This window comes from Acinetobacter lwoffii, from assembly GCF_024129595.1.
Lineage (GTDB): Bacteria > Pseudomonadota > Gammaproteobacteria > Pseudomonadales > Moraxellaceae > Acinetobacter > Acinetobacter lwoffii_O.
In genome coordinates this window covers 13,477-30,855 of sequence record NZ_JAMXXS010000012.1, presented here as the reverse complement: position 1 = coordinate 30,855, position 17,379 = coordinate 13,477, and the positions used below count along the sequence as shown (strand labels likewise).

General features: G+C 46.8%; 11 protein-coding genes and 1 pseudogene. 6 read left to right on the top strand and 6 right to left on the bottom strand.

The genetic code is table 11. From position 1 onward, the window contains the following. Positions 1-48 precede the first annotated feature (48 nt). Positions 49-3,186: an efflux RND transporter permease subunit gene (locus NI466_RS07740; protein ID WP_253173249.1), complete on the bottom strand. Its 3,138-nt coding sequence runs from the start codon at positions 3,184-3,186 to the stop codon at positions 49-51. A gap of 2 nt (positions 3,187-3,188) precedes the next feature. Beyond that, positions 3,189-4,292, bottom strand: a complete 1,104-nt coding sequence (locus NI466_RS07735; protein WP_086044274.1) for an efflux RND transporter periplasmic adaptor subunit — start codon at positions 4,290-4,292, stop codon at positions 3,189-3,191. A gap of 148 nt (positions 4,293-4,440) precedes the next feature. Between NI466_RS07735 and NI466_RS07730 the strand changes: the two are divergent. From NI466_RS07730 to NI466_RS07710, 5 genes and pseudogenes are all read left to right on the top strand, one after another. Beyond that, positions 4,441-4,710 (top strand): annotated as a pseudogene (locus tag NI466_RS07730) (TetR/AcrR family transcriptional regulator); the annotation flags it as partial. A 115-nt stretch (positions 4,711-4,825) separates the two neighbouring features. Then, entirely contained in the window at positions 4,826-5,896 is a 1,071-nt protein-coding gene (locus tag NI466_RS07725; protein ID WP_005104991.1) for an RNA-guided endonuclease InsQ/TnpB family protein, read from the top strand. Between the two features lie 27 nt (positions 5,897-5,923). After that, a complete protein-coding gene (locus NI466_RS07720; RefSeq protein ID WP_435575020.1) occupies positions 5,924-6,151 on the top strand; it encodes a TetR/AcrR family transcriptional regulator C-terminal domain-containing protein in 228 nt (75 codons plus the stop codon). Positions 6,152-6,298: 147 nt separating this feature from the next. Then, positions 6,299-8,983: a phosphoenolpyruvate carboxylase gene (gene ppc, locus NI466_RS07715; protein WP_253173247.1), complete on the top strand. Its 2,685-nt coding sequence runs from the start codon at positions 6,299-6,301 to the stop codon at positions 8,981-8,983. A 296-nt stretch (positions 8,984-9,279) separates the two neighbouring features. Beyond that, a complete protein-coding gene (locus tag NI466_RS07710; RefSeq protein ID WP_247144178.1) occupies positions 9,280-10,575 on the top strand; it encodes a solute carrier family 23 protein in 1,296 nt (431 codons plus the stop codon). A gap of 121 nt (positions 10,576-10,696) precedes the next feature. On the opposite strand, the gene NI466_RS07705 is transcribed toward NI466_RS07710, so the two are convergent. The 3 genes from NI466_RS07705 to ilvD (NI466_RS07695) form a co-directional block, all read right to left on the bottom strand. Next, positions 10,697-10,984, bottom strand: coding sequence for a chorismate mutase (locus tag NI466_RS07705; protein ID WP_180050512.1), 288 nt, complete (start codon positions 10,982-10,984; stop codon positions 10,697-10,699). Beyond that, the gene (locus NI466_RS07700) at positions 10,965-12,287 is read right to left on the bottom strand and encodes a hypothetical protein (RefSeq protein ID WP_253173246.1); all 1,323 of its coding nucleotides are present in this window, start codon (positions 12,285-12,287) and stop codon (positions 10,965-10,967) included. The genes NI466_RS07705 and NI466_RS07700 overlap by 20 nt, the downstream gene beginning before the upstream one ends. A gap of 151 nt (positions 12,288-12,438) precedes the next feature. Further along, a complete protein-coding gene (ilvD, locus tag NI466_RS07695) occupies positions 12,439-14,124 on the bottom strand; it encodes a dihydroxy-acid dehydratase (protein ID WP_253173245.1) in 1,686 nt (561 codons plus the stop codon). A 207-nt stretch (positions 14,125-14,331) separates the two neighbouring features. On the opposite strand from ilvD (NI466_RS07695), the gene NI466_RS07690 reads away from it, so the two are divergent. Further along, positions 14,332-15,154 (top strand): IS5 family transposase gene (locus NI466_RS07690; RefSeq protein ID WP_253173244.1). Its coding sequence is split into 2 segments (ribosomal slippage): positions 14,332-14,712 and positions 14,714-15,154, totalling 822 coding nucleotides; the frame shifts between segments, so codons are not numbered across the junction. Between the two features lie 245 nt (positions 15,155-15,399). Here the strand turns inward: NI466_RS07690 and ilvD (NI466_RS07685) are convergent. Beyond that, complete coding sequence (ilvD, locus tag NI466_RS07685; RefSeq protein WP_080633081.1) at positions 15,400-17,229, bottom strand: dihydroxy-acid dehydratase; 1,830 nt, start codon at positions 17,227-17,229, stop codon at positions 15,400-15,402. Positions 17,230-17,379: the final 150 nt, after the last annotated feature.

Sequence of the window (17,379 nt, the reverse complement as noted above, 5' to 3'; positions counted from 1 at the left end):
CTACTATATTGAAAATTTCCAAATTTCGCACCTGAAATTATGACAAATTTAAACAGAATTTAAACTTTTTTTCACTTTAAACCACTGTGCATATAGTGCAGGCAGGAAAAACAGGGTCAATAATGTCGCCACAATCAAACCACCCATAATCGCCACCGCCATTGGCCCGAAGAAAATACTGCGGGACAAGGGAATCATGGCCAGAACTGCAGCCAGTGCGGTCAATACGATCGGACGACAACGGCGTACTGTGGCATTGATGATGGCATCCCACTGCGACTCTCCGGCCTGAATATCCTGCTCGATCTGGTCAATCAGAATCAGCGAGTTGCGCATGATCATTCCGGATAAGGCAATCGTTCCGAGCATCGCAACAAAACCGAAAGGTTTATTGAAAATTAACAGGAATAACACCACTCCGATAATGCCTAAAGGTGCGGTCAGGAACACAATAAAGGCCCGTGAGATGCTCTTGAGCTGAATCATCAGCAGGGTCATGACGACTGCGAGGAATAAAGGCATGCCGGCATTCACCGAGTTCTGTCCACGAGCCGATTCTTCAACTGTACCCCCCACTTGCAGCAGATAGCCATTCGGCAGCTCTGCCCGGATTTTTTCCAGTGGCTCTTTGAGTTCATTGACCACAGTAGCGGGCTGCAACTTGCTACGAATATCGGCACGCACAGTAATGGTCGGCAAACGATTCCGATGCCAGATCAGACCTTCTTCAAAGCTGTATTCAATCTTGGCCAGCTGCGCCAAAGGTACTGATGTACCGGTCGCAGTCGGAACAGCCAGACTGGCTAAAGATGCTACCTCCACCCGTTCAGCCTGAGCACCACGTAAACGGATTTCAATCAATTCACGTTTTTCACGGTACTGGTCAATGCCGGCCCCCAAAATCGAGCTGTTGAGTACATTGGCCAGTTCACTGCTACTCACCCCAAGCTGACGGGCACGATCCTGATCAATCTGCAATTTGATGACTTTACTCGGCTCGCCCCAGTCCAGATGCACATTGGTGGTATTCGGATTGTCTCCCACGGTGGCTGCAACTTTCTGCGCCCATTCACGGACTAATCCTAGATCTTCACCCGACACCCGGAATTGTAGTGGATAACCCACAGGTGGGCCATTTTCCAGCAAGGACACCCTGGTACGCACTTCTGGCAATAACTTTCGAATCTGGTCACTTAAGGATTTACGGATTTCATTTCGATCCTCTAAAGAGGATGCCAGCACCACAAACTGGGCAAAACTGGTTTGCGGCAACTGCTGATCGAGCGGTAAATAGAAACGTGGAGAACCCATCCCGACATAAGCCACATAGTTATCAATGCCCTCTTGTTTCGATAAAAAGGCTTCTACTTTTTTTACTGCAGCTTCAGTGGCCTTCAGTGAAGCACCTTCTTCAAGTTTGAGATCCACCAGAATTTCAGCCCGGTTCGAGGGCGGGAAAAACTGCTGCGGCACCAGCTTAAACATTAAAATAGACAGGATAAAAATTCCGACCGTGGCAGCAATGACAGTTTTACGATAGGTCACACAGGCATCGACCCAACGGCGAAAGCCCTGATAAAACCGGGTTTGATAAGGGTCATAATGTTCTCCGGCATGATGCACAATCGGCTGAGGTTCTGGCTGTTTGCGCAGACGTGCCCAGAGACGCTGGTACCACGGCGCTTTTTGAATTAAATCTTTGTTGAAATCCGGTAGAAGTTTATCGCCTAAATATGGCACAAACAGTACCGCGGCCAGCCAAGATACCAGCAATGCAATGGTCACTACCTGGAAAATCGAACGGGTATATTCCCCGGTACTCGAAGCTGCAGTGGCGATCGGCAGAAAACCGGCAGCGGTAATCAGGGTCCCGGTCAGCATAGGAAAAGCCGTGGTGCGCCAGGCATGCCCGGCCGCCTGTAAACGGCTATAACCCTGCTCCATTTTAATCGCCATCATTTCAATCGCGATAATGGCATCATCGACTAGCAGACCGAGGGCCAGAATCAGCGCCCCCAAGGAAATTTTATGCAGTCCGACATCAAACAGCTGCATACCGGCAAAGGTCATGGCCAGCACCAGCGGAATCGAGAAAGCCACCACCAGACCGGTCCGGAAACCGAGCGAGAAAAAACTGACCAGCAATACGATAATCACCGCTTCTGCCAGCACTTTCATAAATTCGTTAATACTGCGTTTAACTGCCACCGGCTGATCGGAGACTTTTTGCAGTTCCATGCCGAGGGGCAGGGCTTTTTGCAGGCGGGCGAATTCCTGTTCCAGATTTTTACCCAAAGCAATGATGTCCCCGCCCTTGCGCATCGATACAGCAATACCAATGCCGTTTTCGCCCATAAAGCGCATCCGGGGCTGTGCCGGATCACTAAAGCCACGATAGACTTCTGCTACATCTCCCAGCTGAATAGTTTTGCCATTGACCAGCAGCGGCATCTGTCTTAACTCTTCAACACTGTTTAATGCACCACTGACCCGCACCTGAATCCGGTCTGAACTGGTTTCAAAAAAACCGGACTGGGTTGTGGCATTTTGGTGCTGCAGGGCTTGCTGAATCGCCATGACTGGAACGCCCAGCTGAATGGCCTTGGTATTGGAAATCTCAATCCAGATTTTCTGGTCTTGCAGGCCAATCAGCTCAACTTTGGCAACATCTTTGACCCGTTGCAATTGCAGCTGTAAGCGGTCGGCGTATTCCTTGAGGGTCGCATAGTCAAAATCTTTACCCTTGAGCACATAAATATTGCCAAAGGTATCGCCGAATTCATCATTAAAGAACGGACCTTGTACCCCTTGTGGCAATTCATGCCGGATATCGCCCACCTTCTTGCGCACGTTATACCAGACATCAGCGACATCTTTCGAAGCCAGGGAATCCTTGGCAACAAAAGTCACCATAGATTCACCCGGACGCGAATAGGCCATGATGCGGTCATACTGACCCGTGGTCATCAGTTCCTTTTCAATCCGGTCAGTGACTTGTAGAGATACTTCTTTGGCACTGGCACCCGGCCAATAGGTCTGGATCACCATGACTTTAAAGGTAAAAGGAGGATCTTCACTTTGTGACAATTTGGAATAAGAGACGATGCCGATCAGACCGAGCAGGATCATGAAATACAGCACCAGACCTTTATTTTTTAAAGCCCATTCCGACAGGTTAAAGTTCATGCTTAACTCCCTGCCTGAATGGTCACACGACGGTTTTCACGATCAATCGGATTGATTTTTTGCTGGTTACGCAGCAGATGTACGCCGCCAATCACCACATAGTCTTCCGGCTTGAGGCCACTGAGTACAGGAACATTGTCCCGGCCATAGGCACCGAGCTGGACCGGGACTTTACGTAAGGTATGATCCGGCTGGACCACCATCACATAAGCCTGCTGATCCGTTGCCGAGACACTCGATAGCGGCACACTGAGCATATTATCGCGACTGTGCTGAAAAAACACCCGGGCACTTTGCCCCAGCTGGATCTGGCCATTGCCTTCACGTAAGGAAACTTTAACCCGAAAGGTACGCGACTGGTCTGCTGCCGGTGCAATCTCGCGAACAAAGGCAGCAAATTTTTCTTCAGGTCTGGACCATAAAGTGACCGTAGCTGCCTGTCCGACCTTAATCTCTGAAATGGCCTGTTCCGGCACTCCAATCACCACTTCACGTTCACCGGAAATCGCCAGCTCATAGGCCGCCTGCCCCGCGGCCACCACCTGACCTGTTTCGATATTACGTGCAGTGATCACGCCATTTTTAGTGGCAAGTAGCTGGTTATAAGCGGTCTGGTTTTTGGCCGTATCATAATTGGCTTGTGCCTGTTTCAGGCTTGACTGTGCGGCTTTGTATTGATTATCGATGGCATCATATTGCGAGCGACTCACAGCATTGACAGGTAATAGCTGCTTGAAGCGCTGTAGTTCATCTTGAGCAATTTTGCTGGCAGACTGTGCATTTTCCAGCTGGGCACGTGCTGCATCCAGCTGTAGCTGTGCATCTTTTACATCCAGTGTCGCTAGTACCTGCCCGACTTTGACCTGATCCCCGACATCGACGAAACGCTGGGTTACCTGTCCCGCCACCCGAAAGGCCAGCTCGGTTTGCTGACGCGCCTGCACATCTCCGGCATAGCTTTTCAGTTCATGCTGTGAAGCGGCCGGTCTACTCACCATGACGAAGGGAACTTCCTGTTCTGCTGCGGCAGTATCTTTGTTGCACCCGCTTAAGGTCACACTGCAAAGCATCATCATGCCAGCCAATACGCTGTAAATCCTGCTCATCTTATTCGCTCTTATCTGATCATCTTTTTTAGGGCAAACTATGCTGATATATTGAATTGCTTATCTTTTAGCCAATATGCCAACCGGTACACTAATTACAACTGAGTCATCAAAGCAATGACCGTGTTAACTGTTTTGAGAAGAAATTGTGCAAATACCTGTAGGACGACCCAAAGATCTGAAAAAGCGCCAACGGATTCTCAGTGTGGCCAAAGCCTTATTTTTAGAACATGGCTATCATACTTCTAGCATGAACCAGATTGCGCGTGAGGCCGGCGTCACCAAGCTGACGGTGTATAACCATTTTCAGGACAAGGCGACTCTGTTTACGTGTGCGATCGAAGATACCTGTGAAGCCATTCTGCATGAATACCCGCAGATGCTACGACCTGAAATTGATTTTTATCATGAGTTTTATTAAATGGAGCGTAAAACTCTGTTCTTCAGGTCAGAGATATAAGCGACACGACATGAAATGTCGTTTATTTTTTAAGAATCAATAATTTTAATTCAACATGAGCTAATATAAGCCCATGAAAACACTTAAATTACGAATAAAAGACAAACACTGCAAGGTGCTAGACCAATTAGCATCTGAGGTGAACTTTGTTTGGAATTATGTGAATGATTTAAGTTTCGCACACCTAAAAAGAACAGGTGACTTTTTCTCAGCATTCGATATGGCTAAATACACAAAAGGGACTTCAAAATTGTGTGGTCTGCATAGCCAAACGGTGGATGCAATCAGGGAAGAATATACTGCTAAAAGAAAACAGTTTAGAAAAGCAAAATTAAAATGGCGTGTAAGTAACAAGAAGTCAGCAAGAAGATCGCTTGGTTGGATACCATTCAAAAAATCAGGACTGAAATATGCTGAGGGATGGGTTGAGTATGGAGAAACCAAATTTGGCTTATGGGATAGCTACGGTTTAAGCAAATATGCCGTTAGAACAGGCTCATTTGTTGAGGACAGTCGTGGGCGTTGGTATGTGTGCCTAGTCGTGGATTCACCTAAGTTAGACAAACCAACTGCAACTAAAGCCATTGGCATTGATCTAGGCTTAAAAGATATAGCCACCTGTTCTGATGGTACTGTGATTTCAAATCCAAAGTTCTATCGAAAATATGAACAAAAACTAGGTATTACTCAACGAGCGAAGAATAAAAAGCGTGTTCGTGCATTACACGCCAAGATTGCAAATTGTCGTAAAGATCATTTGCACAAAGCAAGCACCATGCTTGTAAAAGAAAATGCACTGATTATTGTTGGCAACCTGAGTGCTAAAAAACTTGTGAAAACTAAAATGGCTAAATCGGTTTTAGATACAGGATTTTCAGCACTCAAAACAATGCTCAAGTATAAATGCGAGAACGCAAGTGTATTGTTTGAGGAAGTCAACGAAAGTTTCACAACCCAAATCTGCTCGTGCTGTGGTGAGATCACCGCAAGCAGTCCGAAAGGTAGAGCAGATTTGCGAATAAGAGTATGGGAATGTGAAAACTGCTCAAGTGTCCTGGATAGGGATTTGAACAGTGCTAAGAACATACTTGCGCTTGGGCATAAGCGTCTAGCAGTAGGAATCACCCTCCTTTCAGGTGGGTGAGGATGTCAACAGGCCTCGCATAGCAAACTGGAAGCAGTCTGGAATGATTTCTTTGCTCTGGCTCAACAGTACCGTTTTATTAAGGTTGATCTTCCAGAAAAACAGACCGAGCTGATTGTGTCCCTGCTGACCGGAACCCGGCATCAGAAAATCCTGCTGGGCCTCAGCCCGCCTCCATCGCATACCGCACAACAGCAGATCATTGCCCAGGCGATTGAACTGTTTATGCTGAAATATGGTATTACCAACCCATAAGCTCATACCAACGTCACCTACCTGCGCTATTGTGATGCTGCCGACTTGTGAAAAAAGCAGCTAAAAATCTGCAACTTTTGTCTGTAAAGGACTTGGATTGTCCGACAGTCGCGGTATAGTCAAAGCATGCATGTGAGGGAATAAAAAATGATTCAACAGATTGATGCACCACTACGCGAAGACGTACGCTTACTGGGTAATTTGCTTGGGGAAACCTTAAAATTACATGCCGGGCAGGATTTGTTTAATCAGATCGAGCAGATCCGTGCCCTGTCCAAAGGCGCTCGCGATGGACAGGTCGAAGCAGAAAAACAACTGGAACAACTGTTTTTGAGTCTGGAAGATGCAGAAATCCTGCCACTGACCCGTGCTTTTACCCACTTTTTAAACTTTGCCAATATTGCCGAACAATATCATGTGGTACGTCGTCGCCGTCAGAGCGAGTTTGATGACACTGCAGAATCGCCCAATCCTCTGGTGCCTTTATTTGAAAAATTTAAACAGCAGGAAATTTCTGCAGATACGCTGTATCAGCAAATCTGTGAACTGAAAATTGAACTAGTCCTGACTGCGCATCCCACAGAAGTCAGCCGCCGTACCCTGATTCAAAAATATGATGGCATCAATAATGCCCTGTCCAAATTCGACCAGCAGAAACTGACGCCACGTGAACGTCAGGCCGTTCTGGCCGATCTGAAACAGCTGATTAGCTCCGCTTGGCAAACCGATGAAATCCGTCAGCATCGCCCGACTCCGATCGATGAAGCCAAATGGGGTTTTACCACCATTGAACAGACCCTGTGGAATGCGGTCCCGAAATTTATCCGCGAACTAAATGGCATGGTTCAGGCGCAATGCGGCCAGAACCTGCCCTTAGATGTCGCACCAGTACGTTTTGCCTCATGGATGGGTGGTGACCGCGATGGCAACCCGAATGTCACCCACACCGTCACTCAGGAAGTACTGTGGCTGTCGCGCTGGAAAGCAGCCGATCTCTATGTACGCGATATTGAAAACCTGCGCTGGGAACTGTCCATTCAGCAATGCAGTCCGGAAATTTCCGAAGCTTTGGGCCAGCCCCATCCTGAACCCTATCGTGAATATTTACGTGACACCCGTACCCGCCTGAAAGCGACTCGGCACTGGCTGGCAGAAAAATTAAAAGGCAATGATGCCGATGACAGTCTGGTGATTAAAAGTAAAGACGAACTTTTACAACCGCTCCTGACCTGTTACCGCTCGCTGATGGACTGCAATCTGGCTGAAATTGCCAATGGCAGCCTGCTGGACTTTATTTACCGGGTCAACAGTTTTGGGATCGAACTGCTAAAACTAGATATCCGCCAGGAATCCGGCCGTCACCGCCAGGCGATTTCAGCCATTACTGAATATTTAGGACTGGGGAATTTTGAAACCTGGACCGAACAGGCCCGTCAAAACTTTTTATTGCAGGAATTGCAAAGCAAACGTCCGTTACTGCCGAAACATCTGAATGAACCGGCCGGCAGCCTGATTGAACATCCGGATGTACAGGAAGTCTTTGCCACCATGCGCACACTGGCCGAACAGCCGAGCGAGTCTCTGGGTGCCTATATTATTTCCATGGCAGAATATCCAAGTGATGTCTTGGCGGTACTGCTTTTACAAAAAGAAGCCGGGATTGAACAGGCGTTACGGGTGGTTCCCCTGTTTGAAACATTAAAAGATCTGGATGGTGCAGCCGCAACCATGTCGACCCTGTTCAATATGCACTGGTATAAACAGCATATTCAGGGCAAACATGAGGTCATGATTGGCTATTCGGATTCTGCCAAAGATGCCGGTTTTATGTCGGCCAACTGGGCACAGTATCGTGCCCAGGAAGAACTGACCGCAGTTGCCCAGCAACATGGCGTGCAATTGACCCTGTTTCATGGTCGTGGCGGTTCGATCAGCCGTGGTGGTGCGCCAACCCAGCAAGCCTTGTTCTCTCAGCCACCGGGCTCTATTTCCGGTGCAATCCGGGTGACTGAACAGGGCGAAATGATCCGCTTTAAATTCGGGCTGGAAGAAATCGCGCTGCAAAATCTGGAAATTTATACTGCTGCAACCCTGGAAGCGACGCTGCTGCCGCCACCTGAGCCGAAACAGGAATGGCGCGACCTGATGCATCAAATGACCGAACTGTCGGTTCAGGTCTATCGCCAGACCGTACGGGAAAATCCGCATTTTGTAAAATACCTGCGTACCGTTACTCCTGAGCTTGAACTACAAATGCTGCCGCTGGGTTCACGTCCCGCCAAACGTAAAGTCAGCGGTGGGATTGAATCCTTGCGTGCCATTCCCTGGGTATTTGCCTGGACCCAGATTCGCCTGATGCTGCCTGCCTGGCTCGGTACCGGTGCGGCACTAAATGAAGTCCTGGATCAGGGACAACGTAATGTACTCGATGAAATGCTGGCCGAGTGGCCATATTTCCAGACCCTGATTGATATGCTGGAAATGGTACTTTCTAAAGCCGACGCGCATGTGGCGCTGTATTACGAATCGCATCTGACCCAGGATGAAGATCTGAAAGTTCTGGGGACAGCGTTACGCCAGCGTTTGCAGGATGCCGTACAAACCTTGTTAACCCTGAAAGGTGAATCGAAACTGCTCAGCAGCAACGGCGTACTGGATCAGTCCATGAAGGTACGTAAACCGTATCTATTACCATTGCACTTGCTGCAAGCTGAGCTGATGAAACGTCGCCGTTTATATCTTGAACAGCAACAGGCCGAAAACACCCCAGTAGATCATGCGCTGATGGTCAGTATTGCCGGTATTGCAGCCGGTCTGCGTAATACTGGCTAAGCAAAAATGCCCATTTGAAAGCACATCCTGGTGATGTGCTTTTTTATTGACCAGTCAATAGCCAGGAAATATTTTATTTTATATAGTAAATCAGATTTATTTATAGATACCCCTATTCATAATAAGAAATTAATCTACTGATTTCACTTTACTTTTAACTCAGTATTCTTTTACCGTCCGGTAAAATCTTAAATAAAGTCATAGAATTAATTTGAACAAAAATTTTGTTTAAGTGATTAAATCTTCTAAAGAACAAGAGTATGATGTGCACAATTTATCTTTTGAGTGCTCATTTTATGTCCAGTTGGTTTCCCAAATGGCGCCCTTATGAGGGCAGTATCGATGCACGACCAGTAGGTACCGCAGAGTATTTGCCACCCGCACAAACGGTCATTTTGGGTGTACAACATGCTTTTGCCATGTTTGGCGCGACTGTACTGGCACCTTTTTTAATGGGCTTTGATCCTAACCTGGCGATTTTAATGTCAGGGATCTGTACTATTCTGTTCTTTTTAATCACCGGTGGCCGGGTTCCAAGTTATCTAGGTTCAAGCTTTGCCTTTATTGGTGTGGTGATCGCGGCAACCGGTTATGCGGGTGGTGGCGGGCTGAATCCAAATATTGGCGTTGCAGCAGGCGGCATTATCGCGTGTGGCATCTTCTATGCGCTGATGGGCTTTCTGGTCATGGCAACGGGCACCCGCTGGATTGAAAAGCTGATGCCACCCGTGGTAACCGGTGCCGTGGTGATGATCATTGGCCTGAACCTTGCTCCAGTCACAGTGAAAAGCGTGATGGGCAATACCTTCAATATGTGGATGTCCCTGGTCACTGTGCTGTGCATGGGTTCAATTGCCGTATTCACCCGTGGCTTATTACAGCGCCTGCTGTTATTGGTTGGCCTGTTATTGGCTTATCTGATCTATTTTGTACTCAGTAATGTCATGGGTTATGGCACTGCGATCAATTTCCTTCCCATTCAGCAAGCAGCCTGGTTCGGCTTACCGACTTTTCACGCACCGACCTTTGAATTAAATGCTATGCTGATCATTGCGCCAATTGCCTTGATTCTGGTGGCTGAAAATCTGGGCCATATTAAAGCCGTAGGTGCAATGACCGGTGAAAACCTGGATCCGCATATTGGTAAAGCCTTTGTGGCAGATGGTGTTGCCACGACTTTAGCCGGTGGTGTAGGTGCGCCGGGTATGACCACTTATGGTGAAAACATTGGTGTGATGGCCGTGACACGGGTCTACTCGACCATTATCTTTGCCGTCGCGGGTGTCTTTGCGGTGTTCCTGGGTTTATCGCCTAAGTTTGGTGCGATTATTCATACGATTCCAACGGCGATTCTGACCGGTGCTTCGATTGTAGTCTTTGGTTTGATTACCATTGCCGGTGCCAAAATCTGGATTGAAAACAAGGTCGATTTTTCGCAAAACAAGAACCTGATGGTGGCTGCGGTGACCATTATTTTAGGTACGGGTGATTTTGCCCTAACTTTTGGTAGCTTCAATCTGGGTGGTATTGGTACAGCAACGTTTGCTGCACTGATCCTGAACTGGTTCTTTAGCCTGGCCGATAAAAAATAAAACTCGGAATAAAAGTATTGAGCAGCCAAATGGCTGCTTTTTTTATCTTTGTATTTTTCAACTTTGTGATTAAAGAAATGAAAAGAAGCCCCGCAAGGCTTCTGTTAAAGCACAAGTCTGTTTAAGGACGAAACTCTTTCAGTTCACGTTGAATAAAGTATTGGAACATTTCACGGTATAGATGTTCAATAAACTCCTGATCGATACCCTGCTTTTGCGCCAGAGCTCTGACATTTTCTACAATCTGTTCCATACGTTCCGGTGACTGCAAATCGGTTTCGGTTTTTTTGAAACGGGTGGTTTGATCAACATAAAATTGACGCGCAGCGATCAGCTCAACTAAAGCTGTATCAATGGCATCGATCTGTTGACGTGCATGTTCTAGTGATTCAGCTTTGATCTTTTCCATGTTTTTTCAGTTCACTTTCAGTTTGATTATTACTCTTATACTTTTCTTCTAACACATTACTGAAAATACTTTCAATCATCCAGACCCGATATAAGCTATTAAATGTATAACTTTGATCATCTATACGTAGTTCCAGTACCGGGAAATTCGGCTGAGACTTCATTTCACAGAGCATATCATTGTCCTGTAGCTTGGCCAGAATATCGTCCTGGGTCAGATCTACAATATTTAACTGTTGCTGCAAACGTTTGAAATGAGGTGCATAAGACAGGTCTTCACCACGGGTCCAGACGGCCTGCAAGATCTGGTACATCGCCTCAATCCGCTGCTCCTCGGGACAGCTATAAAATAACTGTGCCATTGGCGCAATCGCCTGCTCGGTCGGCCGGCAGAACGGGGTAAATTCTACTTCAGTCCGTTTGGATAAACGTGTGGCCAGACTCCAGTCAAACTCATCCCGGCCGCGATAGGACAAGGGATAGACATTCAGCTGGATATTGTAATAATCCGCCAGTTCTTCCTTGATATAAGCCAGCAGCAGCCAGGAAATCGGGTCTTCCAGCGCGATATACAAGTCCAGTTCCGGATCCATCGACTGGATCTCGTTCAGCTCTTCGGCATCACTGATCAGATGCTCACGCCATTCAATGTGATCGATCATAAAAATCGGATTACCGGTCAGCAGTTTTTGCTGCTCCAGACGCCGGGTCAGACGCAACAGGTCATCGACTGCCTGATACTGGCGTCCGCCTAAATTAAAATAGCTGGCCAGTATTGGCGTCTGGTCAAAAATACGTTCGGGAAAATCCTGTGGCTGATGGTGGCGACTGGCCATGGCATAAAGAGTTCGTAATTTTCCGGTCTGTTTTTGCCAAAGCATATGGAAGACATCTTCCAGCAAATACAGGAAATCCTGTCCACGCAGCGGCGTATGTCGCAAAATCAGTTCGGCCTGTTTTAAGGCCTCAGCGCTCGGTAATTCCGGCGTATCATGAAAACTGAAACGATGCTGTTTTGACAAGATTTTTGCATCATTAATCGTGTAGTGCTGCCATTCATCAAAAGACATCTGGTTCGGCGCTTCGGCATGCTCACTGGAAATGATGACTTTTAGCGGCTTGAGTTCTGGACTTAAAATTTCTTCGAGCTGGGGCAACTGCTGTACCGCCAGATAACTGTACACATCATCCAGTCTTAAATGGATACTCAGCCCATCTTGAATAGATAACACCGTTTGACGGGTCGGTTTTTGGTAAAACCAACTCGATCGGATTGGATCAAACCAACGGCGTAACAGGGACATGAGATCGGCCTCGACAACAATGACGGTGCGCAGCTCAACACATGAGAAGCTGCGCAGAATAATCTATTTTTAAGATCGCAGAAGCCAAAGCCCTGCATGCTGTAAAAACTTATATCAAGTCATAAGCAAATGTTCAATGTTTAACAATGGATTAGAGGTCAAGATTCAGGTCAGTGACCGCCCCGGTTTCTGCACCTGAAGTCAGTTTGGCGAATTTAGCCAGCGCACCGTGGGTATAGTTTGGCTGAGGTTTGGTCCAGGCCGCTTGACGTGCAGCAATTTCTTCTTCCGCGACATGCCAGGTCATTTCCCGAGTTTCGGCATTAATCGAAATCTGATCACCATTTTGCACCAGACCAATCGGGCCGCCCTCATAAGCTTCTGGCGTCACATGACCAATCACGAAACCATGACTGCCGCCAGAGAAGCGTCCGTCAGTAATTAAAGCCACCGAAGCGCCCAGACCTTTACCAATAATCGCAGAAGTCGGTTTCAGCATTTCCGGCATGCCCGGACCACCTTTAGGGCCGACGCCACGAATCACCACCACTTCACCCGGCTGGACTTCGCCATCCAGAATCCCGCGCATGGCACCCTGCTCGCCTTCAAAGACCCGTGCCGGGCCAGCAAAATGCAGACCTTCCTTACCGGTAATCTTGGCCACAGCGCCCTTCGGCGACAGATTGCCTTTCAAAATCACCAGATGGGAATCTTTTTTCACGGGCGCATCAAAAGGCAGAATAATCTGCTGACCTTCCGGATAGTCCTGCACATCGGCCAGGTTTTCTGCCAGCGTCTTACCTGTGACCGTTAAACAGGACCCATCCAGCATGCCGGCATCCAGCATGCGCTTCATCAGTGGTTGAATCCCACCAATCGCAATCAGTTCTGACATTAAATATTTCCCGGATGGACGCACATCGGCCACCACCGGAATATCTTTGCCAATTCGGACAAAGTCATCCAGACTCAATTCAACCCCTGCGGTATGCGCCATGGCCAAAAGATGCAGTACACCATTGGTCGAGCCACCCAACGCAATCAAAACCTTGATCGAATTTTCAAAGGCAGCCTTGGTCATGATGTCACGCGGCTTGATATCCAGTCGCAACAGATTCATCACCGCCTCACCGGCACGGGCACAATCAATTTGTTTGTCATCCGAAACTGCTTCTTGCGCGGACGAACCCGGCAAGCTCATACCGAGTGCTTCAATCGCAGAGGCCATCGAGTTAGCCGTATACATACCACCACAAGAACCCGGACCCGGCAAAGACACTTCTTCAATATGCTTGACTTGAATCGCGTTAATTTCACCTTTGGCATATTGACCGACTGCTTCAAATACCGAAATCATGTCGGTATGGCCTTCGCCGGGTTTGATGGTGCCGCCATAAATAAACAGACCCGGACGGTTTAGACGCACCAGTCCCATAATACAACCCGGCATGTTTTTATCACAGCCACCAATCGCGATGACTCCATCATAAGCCTGGCAACCCACGACCGTTTCAATGGAGTCTGCGATCACTTCCCGTGATAGCAGTGAATATTTCATACCTTCCGTGCCATTGGAAATACCATCTGAAATCGTAATGGTATTAAAGATAATGCCCTTACCACCCGCGGCACTGACGCCCTGCTCGACTGTTCTGGCCAGACCATCAATATGCATATTACATGGTGTGACATTGGCCCAGGTCGAAGCGATACCAATAAATGGCCGTTTAAAATCGGCATCTTTAAAACCGGTAGCACGCATCATGGAACGCGCCGGTGCATTTTCAATGCCTTCATAAACGGGGGCTGAATGCTCGCGGATATTATCTTTACTCATTATTCTCTTCCTGGGCGATGACCAATTTTAAGCTTCGGTCTTGGACAATTTATTTTAAGGTCATTGTATAGAATTAAAACAAAGCAATACAGCTTTCAGCTGCTTCTATAATATTCGATACATGCCAAAGTCATCTGCAACTGTCCGAGGCAGGACTACAATTAATAGACCTCTTGCGAAAGTAAAAACTGCCTCAATATAGATTTCATGAAATATCAGAAATTAAATCGTTTTTCAGATTCTGAATTCCAGCGCTTGGTTGGTGTACCTCGAGCAGTTTTTAGTGAAATGGTCGAAGTTTTAAAAGAAGCAGAATCACTTAAAAAGAAATTAGGGCGTCCTCATACTTTAGCTATAGAGGATCAATTATTATTAACACTCAATTACTTACGGAGCTACAACACCCAATTGGAATTGGCGGCAAATTACCATATCGCTGAAAGTAATGTGAATCGAACTATTAAAAAGGTTGAAGATGCATTAATGAAATCAAGACGTTTTACCCTGCCAAAACGAAGCATTACCACAGCAGACGAACAATTTAACTGGGTAATTATTGATGCGACAGAATGTTTAATAGAACGCCCGAAAAAAAAATCAGAGTAAGTTCTACAGTGGTAAAAAGAAGAAACATACGTTAAAAGCCCAAGTGATCTATCATCCGAAGAGCAAACAAATCATAGGAGTAGATATATCGTCTGGCAGTCAGCATGATATTAAATTGGCAAGAAAAACAGTTAAGAAATTCAAACATTGTGACTATGTTATGACCGATTTAGGGTACTATGGGTTAGAGCAAGATGGCTTTAAATTATTGATGCCAACAAAGAAAAAGAAGAATTTACCCTTATTTGATGCTGAGAAAAATTACAATAAAATGATTGGAAAAATACGAGTTGTAATCGAACATATTAACAGTCAATTGAAAAGATTTAGAATACTAAGTGAACGCTATCGAAATAGACGGAAAAGATTCGGTTTACGCATTAACTTAATCGCTGCACTGGTAAACCGGATGAACTTGCAATAACGACTTTCGCAAGAGATCTAATATTTACTGTTTCTGCGATATAAGTGAAAAATGCTAGTTTCGGACGAGTTTTGCAGATGATAGTAGTTTTGCCTACTTTTGCCGAAACAAAAGTAGGTCGAACCGAAGGTTATAAACTGCAATTAAACAATTTCCTTTAAGACCCCCGTCTTATTGAATCTATAAATTTCAAATAAAAAAAAGCACCCCATCTGGAGTGCTTTTTAAATCTGTAAAATTACAAGTTAGATATCACGTACCGCACCTTTCGAGGCACTGGTAGTATGCATCGCATACGCTTTCAGTGCTTTAGACACTTTACGAGGACGCTGTTCAGCAGGCTGCCAGCCTTTGGCTTCTTGGGCTTCACGACGTGCTGCCATGGTTGCATCATCCACTGCCAGGTGAATGGTACGGTTTGGAATATCAATTTCGATACGGTCACCATCTTCAACCAGACCAATCGCACCACCTTCCGCTGCTTCAGGAGACACGTGACCAATCGACAGACCAGATGAACCACCCGAGAAACGGCCATCTGTTAAAAGTGCACAGTCTTTACCCAAACCTTTCGATTTGAGATAACTGGTCGGGTACAGCATTTCCTGCATGCCCGGACCACCACGTGGACCTTCGTAGCGAATCACCACAACATCACCCGCAGTGATTTTGCCGCCAAGAATGGCTTCAACTGCAGCATCCTGACTTTCAAACACACGTGCAGTCCCGTTGAATTTCAGGATTGAATCATCCACACCTGCTGTTTTTACGATACAGCCTTCTAGTGCGATGTTGCCATAAAGTACCGCTAGACCACCATCTTGCGAGAATGCATTGGCTGCATTACGGATCACGCCATTGTCACGGTCACCATCCAGACGGGCATAATAACGGTCTTGCGAGAATGCGGTTTGCGTTGGTACACCGCCCGGCGCTGACTTAAAGAATTGATAGACGTCTTCATCTTCAGTACGGATGATGTCCCATTTATCCAAGGCATCTTTTAAAGTTTTTTCATGGACCGTTGGAACAGAAGTATCCAGTAAGCCTGCACGATCCAGTTCGCCCAGAATCGACATGATGCCACCGGCACGGTGTACATCTTCCATATGGACATCCTGTTTCGCCGGCGCAACTTTACATAGTACCGGCACATTACGTGACAAACGGTCGATATCGGTCATAGTAAAGTCGACTTCAGCTTCGTGTGCTGCTGCTAACAAATGTAAAACAGTATTGGTTGAACCGCCCATTGAAATATCCAGCGTCATGGCATTTTCAAACGCAGCTTTGGTGGCGATTGAACGTGGCAACAAGCTGTAGTCATTTTGCTCATAATGACGTTTAGTGATTTCAACAATCAGTTGACCCGCACGCTCGAATAATTTTTTACGATTTGCGTGGGTTGCCAGGGTTGAACCATTACCCGGAAGCGATAAACCAAGTGCTTCAGTCAAACAGTTCATCGAGTTTGCAGTGAACATGCCTGAACATGAACCACAGGTTGGGCAAGCTGAACGCTCATATTCAGCGACTTCTTCGTCAGTGAAGCTGTCATCTGCTGCAACAATCATGGCATCGACCAGATCAATGGCTTTTTCATTACCGCGGATTTTGACCTTGCCCGCTTCCATTGGACCGCCAGAGACAAATACCACCGGAATGTTCAGACGCATTGAAGCCATTAACATACCCGGGGTGATCTTGTCACAGTTCGAGATACACACCATCGCATCGGCACAATGGGCATTGACCATGTACTCGACCGAGTCTGCAATCAGATCACGTGAAGGCAATGAATACAGCATGCCGTCATGACCCATCGCGATGCCGTCATCGACCGCAATGGTATTGAATTCTTTGGCCACGCCGCCTGACGCTTCAATTTGACGTGCCACCAGCTGACCCAGATCTTTAAGATGCACATGACCCGGTACAAACTGGGTGAACGAGTTCACCACCGCAATAATCGGCTTACCGAAATCTTCATCTTTCATGCCGGTAGCACGCCATAAACCGCGTGCGCCAGCCATATTTCTTCCGTGTGTCGATGTTTTTGAACGATAGTCAGGCATTTTATATTTCCAACAAAGTTTGAGCTTGCAGTGAATCGGGCAGATCCACTCTGGCTAAATCATACTGACAAAGAGCTTAAATCAGTTGAATTTTAAACCTATCATACTACAAGCCCTTGATTTACAAGATGGCCTTTTGAGTGTAGATGC

What these genes read in the sequence shown, in the direction of transcription:
- NI466_RS07705 (WP_180050512.1), bottom strand. Translation starts at nt 10,984, where the DNA reads ATGGAAAAGATCAAAGCTGAATCACTAGAACATGCACGTCAACAGATC.
- ilvD (WP_080633081.1), bottom strand. Translation starts at nt 17,229, where the DNA reads ATGCCTGACTATCGTTCAAAAACATCGACACACGGAAGAAATATGGCT.
- NI466_RS07740 (WP_253173249.1), bottom strand. Translation starts at nt 3,186, where the DNA reads ATGAACTTTAACCTGTCGGAATGGGCTTTAAAAAATAAAGGTCTGGTG.
- NI466_RS07725 (WP_005104991.1), top strand. Translation starts at nt 4,826, where the DNA reads ATGAAAACACTTAAATTACGAATAAAAGACAAACACTGCAAGGTGCTA.
- NI466_RS07700 (WP_253173246.1), bottom strand. Translation starts at nt 12,287, where the DNA reads ATGTCCCTGTTACGCCGTTGGTTTGATCCAATCCGATCGAGTTGGTTT.
- NI466_RS07735 (WP_086044274.1), bottom strand. Translation starts at nt 4,292, where the DNA reads ATGAGCAGGATTTACAGCGTATTGGCTGGCATGATGATGCTTTGCAGT.
- ilvD (WP_253173245.1), bottom strand. Translation starts at nt 14,124, where the DNA reads ATGAGTAAAGATAATATCCGCGAGCATTCAGCCCCCGTTTATGAAGGC.
- NI466_RS07710 (WP_247144178.1), top strand. Translation starts at nt 9,280, where the DNA reads ATGTCCAGTTGGTTTCCCAAATGGCGCCCTTATGAGGGCAGTATCGAT.
- ppc (WP_253173247.1), top strand. Translation starts at nt 6,299, where the DNA reads ATGATTCAACAGATTGATGCACCACTACGCGAAGACGTACGCTTACTG.